Here is a 12,563-nt window from a genome sequence, read left to right on the forward strand (position 1 = left end):
TTTCTCAATAGCCGGAAAATACCTAAAACCCTATCAGGGATTGAAACATAGAGCATATCTAGAGATAGATTTCTACCTGTGCCGGAAAATACCTAAAACCCTATCAGGGATTGAAACAATTTGCTTACTAGCTTCTTCATAAGCAGAGGAGCCGGAAAATACCTAAAACCCTATCAGGGATTGAAACGAATATCTGCAAAATGACATATAAATTCAACTTCGGGCCGGAAAATACCTAAAACCCTATCAGGGATTGAAACGATTTGGAATTACCATCGACACGTATTTGCCTACGCCGGAAAATACCTAAAACCCCATCTAGGGCTTGAAATGCCCAAACTACAAAATTATTGGCTCAAAAATAGACTTCTTCTCACTCTTTTTATCCCCTCCAATAACCTCAAACAATCGATCGACTCCGCAGCGCCAAGAAAAATGCTCAGCCACAAAACCAGGCCCCGCAACCCTAGCTTTGGCAGCTATTCCAGGCTGTTCGATCGCACTTTGCATCAAATCAGTCAAATGTTCCCACTCAGGAGCTAACATAAACAAAGTTTCCCCATCAACAACCACAGCCGTAAATTTACTCTCTACCCGCAGCGCAAAGTCCGATCGCGTAAAATCATCCGTAGGGCCGCCCGCAGTGCAGATTACCAGCAAACCGCAAGCCGCAGCCTCCAACACCGGCAGATTAAAACCTTCCGCCAAATAGGGAGAAACATAAACATCCGCAGCTTGGTACAACTCAGCTACTCGAGCAAAAGATAGCTGCGTCCCAGTATAAATCAACCTCGGTAAAACCCTCGCTCTTTCGGCATCGTCGAGCACCACTCGACAGGCTTCCGCAATCTCGTCTCTGGAAGGATAAAGCAGTTCAGAACCTTTTAAAACCAATCTCGCATGGGGATATTTGTCAACCACCGCAGCAAAGGCTTTTAATAAAGGGCGAATGCCTTTGCGATCGGTTTGTCCGCCGATGTTTAAAAATATAAAATAGTTTGACCAGCCGAAATTGTCCCTGAGCGATTGACGCCGATCGCCCTCGGCCGGATAATAAATCTGAGGATCGACACCCAAAGGTACAACAGCAATGCGATCGGCCTCAACCCCGCTGCGAATTAAGCCGGCCTTTGACCACGCCGAAGGTGTAATAATTTTTACTTGTGAATTAACCGGAGTTTGGACGATCGACCTTACCCCCATCGCATCCAATACATTGCGGGTAACAATCCCCCATTCTGTCGCTGCAAACACCCAAGTTTCGGCGCTGCGGGATGCTGAAAAGTCCCACGGACAGTGCATTCGCAGCGTCACGTCGGCCGACTGATTTACCGCAGGGCTCGGAATGCTGCGGAGTAATGTTTCATTTGGGCGATCGAACAAACTAATTTTTGTTTCCCAAGCTGGGTCTATGTAGGGCATATCGCGGTGGAAAAGTTCTATTTCTTTTCGCGGGCGAGCCAGCATTTCTAGCAGTTGAAATTGATTTGCTACGCAGTAGGAATGATAAATAAAACGCCAGCCTTCAACAATAATCTGCAACTCAACACTCCCGTCCAAAAAATTAAATTTATAGCAGAAAAAAGTTCGGTAACGAGCAATTTACGGGATGTAATCGAAGTTATTTGTTATTTGTTAGTTGTTATTTGTTAGTTGTTATTTGTTAGTTGTTATTTGTTATTTGTTATTTGTTAGTTGTTATTTGTTAGTTGTTAGTTGTTAGTTGTTATTTGTTAGTTGTTATTTGTTATTTGTTATTTGTTACTTGTTAGTTGTTAGTTGTTAGTTGTTAGTTGTTAGTTGTTATTTGTTATTTGTGCTGTCGCCTCTGAGCTTTCCGTACAACGTCATCAGGAAGAAGAACCCCCCCCTGCCCCCCCAAGGGGGGAGGGGGGAGGGGGGAGGGAAGAAGGAAGAAGTTATTGGTTACTAGCTTCGGGTTACCAATCCTATAAAGGCCTAATTCCCAATTCCCAATTCCCCATTCCCAATTCCCCATTCCCAATTCCCAATTCCCCATTCCCTACCTCATCACTTGCCAATCCATAATCCGCCACTGTCCATCTTGACGGATCAAATCGTAGCGGACGCGCAGGTTTTCGTTGCGCGAAGAAACGAGCTGATCGCGATCGAACACATCAGCTTTTTCGGCTACTTGGGCTTCTACTTGCGCCCGATCGGGATTTGTCGGATTTGTCGTAACTCCTTTAACTTCCAGCTTGTGTACGTAACGCTGGTAGGCGTTGTTTTTCTGTTGAGCTTCTGCCATCAATTGCCAGCGAGACAAAGCCGGTTCTGTCAGAACTGGCTTTAATTCTTCGATAGCGTGGTTGGGGCCCAAAGCCGCTGCTTTCGCCGACAGCCAGCCTTGAATTATTTGTCCTGCAGCTTGCTCGGCGATCGGTCCCGACACAGAAGCGCTCGGTTCGGGGGCGGCAGCAGTAGGAGCCGGGATTTCGACAGGCAGTGCTTCCAGGCTGACAGAGGCTTGTTCTCCTCGCAGGGACGGGCCCGATATGGCTTGCAGGGCACTCGCCAACAGACTGAGTATTAACCACAGCAGCAACAAACTCAGGACACCTGCGGCTATCAACAAAGCCAGCTTGTTTGGAGGCATGGACTTGACTTGCGCGGAAACTTGTGCAGCTTTGGTGCGCCAAAGATCGCCAAGTTCGCCTGCTACCCCCTGACCTGTCCCTGTGCCCCGCCCGCTTGAACTCGGACGCCTGCGGTTTTTGGAGGTCGGCGGTGTCGGGCGTGCCGCCGTTGCTGTCGGGAGAGAGACCGCACCAGCCGCTCCGATTCCTGCCGCCGATGGCTGGTATTTCGGGCTTCCCGCTGCTGTAGAGGTGTCTGCCGGTACGGGGGTCAAGGTGACGCTACTGGCTCCATGCTTAGCACCAGGCGGCTGCGGGGGGGCGGGCGGGCGATCGCCCGCCGGTTGCAGCCGTCCTTGGGGTTTGCCCGATCGGGGCTGCACGACCACCCATTCGTTAGCAGTTTCTGCATCCGAAGGCAAAGCTTCTAGATAAGCTTGGACTTTCGGATCGGCAAAATAATCTTTCAAGGAAACTGACTCGGAAGCCAAGTCGCGGAAGTGCGGAAACACTTCTTCTTGCAGCCAGTGTTCGGCGTACAAGCACAGTCCGGGCAACAAATCGGGAGAATCTTGGGAATGTTCGCGAATGAAAGCCAGGGGTTCTTTTTCCGAACTGAGTTCGAGAGCTCTGCTGGCTTCTTCTGTTTGGCCCAGCAGCAGCGAACACACTGCTTTTTCCAGGTGAACGTCTTGGCGGCGGCCGAGCTGCATCAGCATCAGCTTGGCGCGGCGGATCATCGCAGGTGCTCTGGTGGCAAATCCTTGGGCTAACAGCGTGTAAACCGACAGGTAAGTAGCGACTGCCGAGGGGCGACCGGCTTCGGCTTCAAATAGGGTCTGCTGCTCGCTGCTGGTTAGGTGTTTCCGCAGTTGCTGGACGAAGCGGAGGAAGTCTTCTATGCCCAAACCCGATCGATCGTCTCCCGAACCGTCGATCCCGCCCCGTTCTTCGAGCATTTCTCGCAGGATTTCCAGTCCCTGGCGGCGCGAGGCGACTTTTTCTTCCGGGAGCGACAGTAATTCTAAAATGTTGTACGGACGGAGTTTGTATATATCGGCTTGCATTTCACCCCTCACGCTTGAAAATAGGCTTTCGCGCAGCAGCAGTTCTTGACCTGCTTCTAATGATTTGGCGGCATTTTGGTATTGACCTTGCTGCCACTGTTCGCGACCGAGTTCGAGACACGCAAGACTTACTGTTAAAACTATATCCGGCCGCACGAGCTGGGGGTCGCCGAAGCGACCTTCGCCGATCGCGATGCTGCCATTGTTGAGATACGGGCGACCCAGTTTCTGTACGAGTTCGTATTCCCCCAGTTCTTGCAGTACGAGCAGAGCTCCTACGAATTGGTTGTCATCGATTTCAATACTTGGAGTGTGGGGATCGGGAGCAGCGTCTAATGCCTTAGACTCTGCCGGAACGATTTCTCCTGCCTCTTGCAAAACTGTGGTCTGCCCCGCTGAGGTTTTCAACCTCTGCTTGGCTGCAATTGCTGCTTCCGACTCTCGATCGTATGTTTTGGCTAAAAAACTGGCATCGTAAGCTTTGCGCCCGTCTGAGTCTGACAGAACGGCGCAGGCTTCATCGAGCAGTTGTTTCCGGGCGACGATCGCAACTTCGGAATACTCCCGGCGCGGAAGCTGTAAAGTTCGATCGCGGTGAGCCTGCTGCAACTGTTCGGCAGTAGCTTGAATCGGTAGACCCAAAATCCGGTAGTAATCTAGTGGAATTAACACTACGTCCACTTCCCCAAAGCGCTAGCAACTGAATTAGCCTATCTTAGGTGATGCTCTCACATCAAATCTAAAAAATATGATTTTGATGTGAGCTTCTGAGTCCTGTTAAGGATATCGAGAACTTCCTTCAAGGTACTCCGACTGTTTCCCTCTAAGGCGTTTTAGAGTGAGGTTCGCATCCTGCCCCACTTTGAACAAGACCGATCTTAAGTTTTAGACACAACCGCAGCGGGTCGATGTGGCAGTTGGCTCTCCCAATTTTGGCAAATTTCCCATACTAAGCTCATTTTAACAATCCTTGTAACTGCTGCGCTTGAAAATGTTCGCCCATTTTCTGCTGCGGTTGTGTCCACTCTCGGTTTACATTGAGTTGAGTATGGCAAGATATGACCTGTCTAAGAAGCCGATCGGGTATTAATTTTTTATGGAACGGACTCTACCAGCTTTTGACGCGCAGAGCGTAACTATTTCTCGGGATGAGGGCTTGATGCTCTACGAGGATATGGTTTTGGGGCGCTTTTTTGAAGACAAGTGCGCTGAGATGTACTACCGGGGCAAAATGTTTGGTTTTGTCCACTTGTACAACGGCCAGGAAGCGGTGTCTACGGGCGTGATTCGATCGATGCGCCGCGATAGTACGGATTACGTCAGCAGCACCTACCGCGATCACGTTCACGCTTTGAGCGCGGGCGTACCGGCGCGGGAAGTGATGGCGGAGTTGTTCGGGAAGGAAACCGGTTGCTCGAAGGGCCGCGGCGGTTCGATGCATATGTTTTCGGGCGAACACCGATTGTTGGGAGGCTATGCTTTTGTGGCTGAAGGGATTCCGGTAGCTACGGGGGCGGCTTTTCAATCGAAGTACCGGCGCGAAGCTTTGGGCGATGAAAGTTCCGATGGCGTGACTGCTTGTTTTTTTGGCGACGGTGCTGCAAATAACGGGCAGTTTTTTGAATGTTTGAATATGGCTGCTTTGTGGAAGTTGCCGATTCTTTATGTTGTGGAAAACAACAAATGGGCGATCGGCATGGCCCACGAGCGAGCCACTTCTGACCCCTTGATTTACAAGAAAGCTCATGCTTTTGGCATGGCTGGAGTTGAGGTTGACGGGATGAATGTTTTGGCCGTGCGGGAAGTCGCCAAGGAAGCCATAGCAAGGGCCAGGGCTGGCGAAGGCCCGACTGTAATCGAGGCTTTGACTTATCGCTTTCGCGGTCATTCTTTGGCCGATCCCGACGAGTTGCGCTCTAAGGAAGAGAAGGAATATTGGTTCCCCCGCGATCCGATTAAGAAGTTGGCTGCTGATTTGATCGATCGAACTTTGGCAACTGCTGAAGAATTAAAAGACATCGAGAAGAAGATTCAAGCAGTAATTGACGATGCGGTAGATTTTGCCGAAAAGAGTCCCGAACCCGATCCGAGCGAATTGTATCGCTATATCTATGCTGAAGATTAGTAGTTAGTTCGCGATAATTTGCGTTGAATTGCAGCCGCAGGTTTTAACCTGTGGCTGCACGAATTTCAAGCTATAATCGAAGGTAGACTTTCTGTAGAAAAAGAGAGGCGCTATGATAAATATCGATCGCAATTGGAGTCAAACAACCAAAAATATGGGTGCAGTTAGAGTCAAAGTCAAACTAACAAATGCCATTGATGAAGAGTTAGTCAAGAGAGGATTGCTCAATCCAAATCTTCTGCGAGTGTACGAAGCAGAAGCACTGATAGATACTGGTGCAGTACGCACAGCAATTCCTGTAGAAGTTTGCGAACACCTTGGTTTGAGAATTCGGAGTCAGGAAATAGCAAAATATGCTGATGGCAGACAAGAAACAGTGGGATTGACTGGGCCTATGATTATTGAAATGGCAGGGCGGGAGACGATCGAGGCCGCAATGGTTTTAGGCGATATCGTGCTGATAGGTCAAACTGTGTTAGAAACTTTAGACTTGCTGGTAGATTGCAAAAATCAGCGTTTAGTTCCAAATCCCGAAAATCCCGAAAGAGCTGTGTTGAGAGTATAAAAACCATATTCATGATACCTCATAAACCCGGTTTTTTCATAGATATATGACAATCTTAAGTGAACCGTATTGGTTCGTCGTGAGGACTTCACTTTTTCTGAAAAAAGGTTCGCAGTAAGGATTTTAGGATCGAAAACTTAATAACTTAAATACCTCCTACAGTTCTCTCTACTGTAAGTTGCCTTCCTCAAAGGAGGCTCTTCCTCCGCACCTGCATTACTAGGCAGAGCCTGGTAACGAGCAAGGTTCCCCCTGGGACTTTAGTTTTTCTTAAAAAAGTGTTTAATAAAGAAGAACTAAAGTCATCACTACGAACCAAATTGAGCGAGGTTATTAATAGAGATTGACAGCTACGGCTTGCAATTCTTTAGCTTTTTCTTCGGGAAGTGCGTCGTTGGCAAACATTCCGGCGGCCAGTTCGGTTCCTGCTAGATATTTTAGCCGATCGCCCGAACGGTAGGGCGGATAAAATTCAGCGTGCAAATGCGCCTCTGGGTGAGGCTTTCCGTCGGCGGGCGCTTGAAACCAAGCCATCAAATAAGGAAACGGGCGCTGCCACAAACCGTCGTATTTGAGGGTGACTGTTTTTAAAGCTTTAGCCAGAGATTGGCGCTGTTTTTCGGTAAGATCGATGAATGTAGCAGCAGGGGCGATGGGCGCAATCCACACTTCGTAAGGGTAGCGGGCGCAAGCGGGCACAAAGGCGATCGCCTCTGCGTCTAAATAAATAATTCGCTGTTTGTCAGCAATCTCTTTTTGAATCAAATCTTGCAGCAAACCCGAACAGTTTTTTTGATAGTAAACCGACTGACATTCTAACATCCGCGCCGGCACCGGAGGCACAAAAGGATAAGCGTAAATTTGACCGTGGGGATGGTGCAAAGTCACTCCAACCTCGATGCCGCGATTTTCAAAAGGCAAGACGTATTGAATTTCGGGATTGCTGCCGATAACTAAAGTGCGATCGGCCCACACTTCTAACAGCAATTCCAAGTGAGATAACTCTAAAGAACCGAGGGAAGCCAGCGGATCTTGAGTGAAAACAACAACTTCGCAAACGCCGTTAGCTGGCAAAGTTTCCACAATACTTGCCGGTGCATTTTTCGCCTGCAAAATCATCGAAGGAAAACGGTTGTCAAACACTGCTATATCGTATTTGCCAGAGGGCAATTCTGTCGGAAATTTAGGATTAATTGTAGCAGCCAGCGGGTTGTATTCCGGCGGCGGCATGAAAGTTCTTCCCTGGCGGTGGCTGGCGTAGGCCACCCATTCCCCCCGCAAAGGATGCCAGCGAAAATGCGGGTTTGCCTCTACGGGTTTATGGCTGGGGCTTACGGCTTCTATACCTTCGGGAATTGGGTAGCGGCTGTACAGTTTCAGCGGGCGGCCGTCGGGTTTTTGCAATATTTGGAAGTACATTTAGGTTGGGGCGGGCGATCGCTTTTAATAGATTGTAGGAGTAGAAAATGCAGGGATTGTCGATCGGTTTGCACCCTATACATACTCGCATCTCTCCCCTAGCTGGCAACGGTTTGCAAACCTGCTAAAGGCTCAGTTATGTCACTTTTGATAGCAACATCTTCCGCAGGCGGAAAGCACTGAAATATTTGTTCTAATCCCGTTAATTCAAATAGTATTCTCACTTGTTCGCTCATTGCAGATATCAAAAGTATACAGGCGCTGTCTCTCACTAATTTCACGGTCGCCACTACAGCCATTAACTCAGAATTTTTCAAAAAATTGATATTTGAGAAATCCAGCATAATAATTTTGCCCCCGCTTTCAATTAAGCGTTCTATTTCTTTCTGTAACTTACCAAATTGAGGTTTTTCCAAAACCTCATGAGACAAAACAATTTTAACTATCGCGCTCATTTTTACCTCAACTCTTGTTTGAACTGTTAAAGAACTTTTGATACAAACCCAGTACGCTGCAGGCGGCGCACCTTAGATTTTTACCCGCAACTGGCAGCTACTCGCTAGCAGATTTGCCGCTGCCGCTGACAGCAGCGACTTCTAGAGAAGCACAAACAGGGCGGGCAAGTTTATTCCACGAAATTAAATTATAGGCATAACCGTTAAGATTTTCCAGCAATTCAATCACCCGCTTGGTAGTAATTGGAATATAAGCTGTCAAAGCTCGATCGACAACTAGAAGCGTGTTGCAATACCTGTAATATCAATTCCGGTTGCACTCATACCGGAATTGTTGACTGTTGACTGTTGACTGTTGACGGGCGGGTGGAAAAACAGAATGGTTCAGTGTTAACTGTTGATTCGATTTTATTATTCCGATGCAACCGGAAACGATATAAGCTGCCAGCATTCCCACAAAACAAACGCCAGGAGACTCATCAGCCAAAGCCTGATACTTATTGTAAAATTTGGCATTTTTAAGACGCGGAACCGGGTAGTAAGGGTGTGCGTCAGCTTGGGGATATTCGCAGACAATGCCCTTGCCGCCGATGCGGTTGCGCGTATCAACGATCGAGACTGTTTTTCCCGCCTGAGTTGCTAGTTTTTCGGCAGTAACGCTACCTGCAAATCCTGCTTTGAGAATTAAACCATCGAACATTTAAAGACATCTAGCAATTAGCAAAAAAGTAATTTCTCAGTTAGTAACATAGAGTGTTGTATCTCAATATTCTTCACTTAAAAACTTCATCTTTTCTTCTGCTTTCTGCTTTTTTCCTGCGATCGCACTTTCGATCAATTTCAGCATTTCGCCCCAAGTATTCTCCCAAGAATTGTCGGCCAAAAAAGCATCTACTTCGCTCAGCCACTTAGTGCGATCGTCTGAACTTTCGCTCATAATTTCTTCCGCAGCAGCAACAAATTCTGCAACATTGCTGGCAATCCGAACCAAACCCTTTTCTCCGTAGGGCTGCACCGCGGATCGGATCGAAGTAGAAATCACCGGTTTACCCGCAGCGAGGCATTCTAGAGCTTTAGTTTGACTAAAAAATTTAGTCGATTCGTCAATCGCCAACGGCAGTATTCCTAAATCCCACCCCGCAATATAGGCTGGCAGTTCTTGATAAGATTTGTCGCCGAGATAGTGTATGTTTGGGTTAGTTGGTAGAGTTGCCCGATCGATTTTCACCAACGAGCCAACGATTGCTAAATGCCAGTTTGGTTTCGCTTCAGCAATGCCGCCCAGCAGTTCGATGTCCGTGCCTTCGTCTATAGCGCCAAAAAATCCCAAACGCGGGTGAGGAATGTCTTGTTGATCCGCAGGTTCTTCAGAAATATTCCTGGCTGTAGCAAAGTGTTCTTTTTCGATGCTGTTGGGGAAAACATGAACGTTTGCGTGCTGGTGCTGTTTGGCTTCGCAAAGGCTTTGCGTGCCTGTAAATACGACGCTGGCGCGCTTTAATAGTTGGGTTTCATTTGCTTGAAAATCGGGATGCAGGTCGTGAAATGCTGACAGTTCGTTCATGCAGTCGTAGACTACAGCTAGCGGCTTTAAGTGGTTTGTGAAAGAGACAGCCATTGGCGTGTAATACCAGAGTACGTACTGGCTAATTTCTGCTGATTGAAACAAATCATCTAGCATGGCTTGCTGAGCAGTTTGTGCTGTTTGTTCGCTAATTTCTTCGTTCAGGTGCGGTACTATTACCCAGACTCCGCTGGCGTGGATGCTGACATCAAGCCACCAATCTTTAACCGCGCTCAAAATCGGTTCTTCTACAAAGAATACGCGACGATTTTTGGCACAGCAACTCAAGAGATTTTGCGGGCGCTGATAGACGGAATTCCACCGCCAATGAGACAGGCAAACTATATCTAGTGCATCCAAAACAGCAGCTTTTGATAAGTTGGCGCGCATTGCCGCCGAGTGAGCAAATTGAGAGGGCGATTTTGCGGGATCTATAGAAGTAAATCGGATTTCCCATGCTCGACCTTTATTGCTATAATTATTTTTGACTGAGTTTTGTGGGGGGGACATAATTAGCCTCGATAGTTGGTCAATTAAAACTTGTGATTAAGAGATCCTTCTGGGCATTGTCTTGGTGAAAGTTGCAAGCATCAATTTGAATATTTGTATTGTTGACGAGCAAATGCCGCATTGATTAAAAGCAAAAAAGGCAACTGTTGAACAGCAGAAAAATACCCTTATCTGCTTGTTTCCAAATTAAAAGTAGGAGATAAGTTAATGTGTTGAGACTTGCTATTGTTGCTAAATTTAACCCATTTTTTTTGCTATTACTTCTATCTGAAGGATGACTTAGCTGTCAGGGCGCGCTTAGCTTGGATGCTGGGTTGAAAAGCGGTTAAAATGCCGATCGACCTTGTACAATGACTTAACTAGCAGGTAAGGGGTTATACCTTTTGAGATTTGCGGTTTGCAAGTGAGTTGAAAAATTGGGAATGGCTGATGAATTAAGGGTTTGAAGCTTGCCTGCCGTTAAAATATTTTTTTAAATCGGTATTAAAGTCGAGGCATTTTTACTCTTTTATTTGGTACAATAGAGAAAAGTGCGATCGAATTTTTGTTGCCCTGTGATTTGAAAAATCTCGCTTTTTTCAACTTGTCCGATCGCTCGCAAGGAATATTTGTAGCCTAACATATATAAACTTTAGCATAAATTTATAACTTCCGATAGATTAAGAAATAACAGTTTATGGTTGAGGTTTTCGGATTAAACAGAGTGGATTGGGGCGGGTTTATTTAACCTGCCTGCAACTTTTAAAGCTGTGGGTGAAGGAAACCCCTACAGGTGATTGAGAAGGGTGCAGTATCTCAAGTTAAACCCACCTCTTGCACCCTTCTGGGCAATACCGGAGAAACCAGGTAACAGAGACGAGAAACCTAGGATTTTATGCAAGTCTGTGACAAGAAATTAAGGTGATGAGATTGACGGTGGGGTACGAAGTTAAATTAAGGAGGCAGGAGGAGGAAGGCACTTTTGCTGGCGAGAATCCCCATAAATAAATTTTTTTCTCCTCCCAGCAAGCGCGCCAAGTGTCCGGAATCCTTTCTTCAGTCTATTTTGGCGATTCCCCCTCCAAAGGCAAAATCTTGCACCGTCGAACTCTTTAAGAAATCGTGGGGGAAACCCAATTCAATTGCACTTACTTTGTCTAATTGCTGCATTTGTTCGGGAGTTAATTGAAACTCCAAACAAGCGAGATTTTCCTGAAGTTGCGAGAGTTTGCGGGAACCCACAATCGGAATAACTTTGACTGACTGTTGTCGCAGCCAATTCAGGGCTACTTGAGATGCAGGTTTGCCAATTTCGGCTGCTATTTTACTAACTTCGCGAGCAATATTGAGGTCTCGTTCGCTGATTTTTCCCGATTCTGGTGAATTAAGCCGTTTAGCTTCGCTGGCGGTTTCTGAAGTGTTGTATTTTCCGGTCAGCAAGCCGCCGGCTAGGGGGCTCCAAGCTGTCACGCCAATGTTGAAGGCTTTTGCCATTGGCAGCAAATCCCGTTCGGGTGTTCGCTCTTTTAAAGAATACTCGATTTGCAGGCCGATAAATGGTGTCCAGCCGCGCATTTGGGCGATCGTATTTGCTTGAGAAACAATCCAAGCGGGTGTATCGGAAATGCCGATATAAAGAACTTTGCCGGCGCGCACCAAATCGTCAAAGGCGCGCATTACTTCTTCGATTGGGGTGGTAAAATCCCAAGCGTGCAGCCACAGCAAATCTATGTATTCAACTTGCAGCCGCTTCAAGCTGGCTTCTACTGCTTGCACCATATTTTTGCGGTGGTTCCCGAAACCGTTGATTTCGCCATTCTTGGTGTTGAGGCTGTATTTGGTGGCGACTACCCATTTTTCGCGATCGGCTGCGATGAAATCGCCGATATATTTTTCGCTAGTACCGTTGGTGTAGAAATTTGCGGTATCAATGAAATTGCCGCCTGCTTCTGCAAATGCGTCGAACATTTTGCGGCTTTCTTCGCAGGAACCGCCCCAACCCCATTCTTCGCCAAAAGTCATGGTTCCGAGGCAGATTTCGGAAACGCGGAGTCCGCTGTTACCTAGTAGTTTGTATCTCATGTCGGCATTTTCTTAGTTAGCTGCTGTTAACAGTTTAGATCGGGATTTGCCGTACTGTTGCCATCAGTCGGCGGTGGCGGGCTTTGGCGGTGGGTTAGGGCTGTGCTGGATGTTGAATGTTTTGGTCAAGTCAAAATGCCGATCGGGAGCATCTTAGTTTTGCTTTTCCAGTGCTGTCCCCGCTTGCTAAATATATAACC

At 47.3% G+C, this 12,563-nt stretch carries 10 protein-coding genes; 2 read left to right on the top strand and 8 right to left on the bottom strand.

Translation table 11 applies throughout. The annotated features are described in order from the left end of the window. Positions 1-339: 339 nt before the first annotated feature. Both WBA89_RS22655 and WBA89_RS22660 read right to left on the bottom strand, forming a co-directional pair. Entirely contained in the window at positions 340-1,560 is a 1,221-nt protein-coding gene (locus tag WBA89_RS22655) for a glycosyltransferase family 4 protein (protein WP_424409630.1), read from the bottom strand. 463 nt (positions 1,561-2,023) lie between these two features. Next, positions 2,024-4,336: an IMS domain-containing protein gene (locus WBA89_RS22660; RefSeq protein ID WP_424409631.1), complete on the bottom strand. Its 2,313-nt coding sequence runs from the start codon at positions 4,334-4,336 to the stop codon at positions 2,024-2,026. A 424-nt stretch (positions 4,337-4,760) separates the two neighbouring features. Here WBA89_RS22660 and pdhA point away from each other — a divergent pair, with 424 nt between their 5' ends. Together pdhA and WBA89_RS22670 are read left to right on the top strand one after the other, a co-directional pair. Then, entirely contained in the window at positions 4,761-5,789 is a 1,029-nt protein-coding gene (gene pdhA, locus WBA89_RS22665) for a pyruvate dehydrogenase (acetyl-transferring) E1 component subunit alpha (RefSeq protein WP_424409632.1), read from the top strand. A 112-nt stretch (positions 5,790-5,901) separates the two neighbouring features. Further along, the gene (locus WBA89_RS22670) at positions 5,902-6,354 is read left to right on the top strand and encodes a clan AA aspartic protease (protein ID WP_424409633.1); all 453 of its coding nucleotides are present in this window, start codon (positions 5,902-5,904) and stop codon (positions 6,352-6,354) included. 333 nt (positions 6,355-6,687) lie between these two features. On the opposite strand, the gene galT is transcribed toward WBA89_RS22670, so the two are convergent. The 6 genes from galT to WBA89_RS22700 form a co-directional block, all read right to left on the bottom strand. Continuing rightward, positions 6,688-7,773: a galactose-1-phosphate uridylyltransferase gene (gene galT / locus WBA89_RS22675; protein WP_424409634.1), complete on the bottom strand. Its 1,086-nt coding sequence runs from the start codon at positions 7,771-7,773 to the stop codon at positions 6,688-6,690. Between the two features lie 98 nt (positions 7,774-7,871). Then, positions 7,872-8,228, bottom strand: a complete 357-nt coding sequence (locus WBA89_RS22680; RefSeq protein WP_424409636.1) for an STAS domain-containing protein — start codon at positions 8,226-8,228, stop codon at positions 7,872-7,874. A 97-nt stretch (positions 8,229-8,325) separates the two neighbouring features. After that, the gene (locus tag WBA89_RS22685) at positions 8,326-8,490 is read right to left on the bottom strand and encodes a hypothetical protein (protein ID WP_424409638.1); all 165 of its coding nucleotides are present in this window, start codon (positions 8,488-8,490) and stop codon (positions 8,326-8,328) included. Positions 8,491-8,532: 42 nt separating this feature from the next. Continuing rightward, the gene (locus tag WBA89_RS22690) at positions 8,533-8,928 is read right to left on the bottom strand and encodes a UDP-galactopyranose mutase (protein WP_424409640.1); all 396 of its coding nucleotides are present in this window, start codon (positions 8,926-8,928) and stop codon (positions 8,533-8,535) included. A 63-nt stretch (positions 8,929-8,991) separates the two neighbouring features. Further along, on the bottom strand, positions 8,992-10,302 hold the full coding sequence (locus tag WBA89_RS22695; protein ID WP_424409641.1) for a glycosyltransferase: 1,311 nt from the start codon (positions 10,300-10,302) through the stop codon (positions 8,992-8,994). Positions 10,303-11,337: 1,035 nt separating this feature from the next. Next, positions 11,338-12,363, bottom strand: a complete 1,026-nt coding sequence (locus tag WBA89_RS22700; protein WP_424409642.1) for an aldo/keto reductase — start codon at positions 12,361-12,363, stop codon at positions 11,338-11,340. Positions 12,364-12,563 lie beyond the last annotated feature (200 nt).

It is taken from the genome of Microcoleus sp. (assembly GCF_049646505.1).
In the GTDB taxonomy this organism is placed as follows: Bacteria; Cyanobacteriota; Cyanobacteriia; order Cyanobacteriales; family Microcoleaceae; genus Microcoleus.

Coding starts and splice junctions, on each gene's coding strand:
- pdhA (WP_424409632.1), top strand. CDS start 4,761: ATGGAACGGACTCTACCAGCTTTTGACGCGCAGAGCGTAACTATTTCT.
- WBA89_RS22670 (WP_424409633.1), top strand. CDS start 5,902: ATGATAAATATCGATCGCAATTGGAGTCAAACAACCAAAAATATGGGT.
- galT (WP_424409634.1), bottom strand. CDS start 7,773: ATGTACTTCCAAATATTGCAAAAACCCGACGGCCGCCCGCTGAAACTG.
- WBA89_RS22680 (WP_424409636.1), bottom strand. CDS start 8,228: ATGAGCGCGATAGTTAAAATTGTTTTGTCTCATGAGGTTTTGGAAAAA.
- WBA89_RS22690 (WP_424409640.1), bottom strand. CDS start 8,928: ATGTTCGATGGTTTAATTCTCAAAGCAGGATTTGCAGGTAGCGTTACT.
- WBA89_RS22695 (WP_424409641.1), bottom strand. CDS start 10,302: ATGTCCCCCCCACAAAACTCAGTCAAAAATAATTATAGCAATAAAGGT.
- WBA89_RS22700 (WP_424409642.1), bottom strand. CDS start 12,363: ATGAGATACAAACTACTAGGTAACAGCGGACTCCGCGTTTCCGAAATC.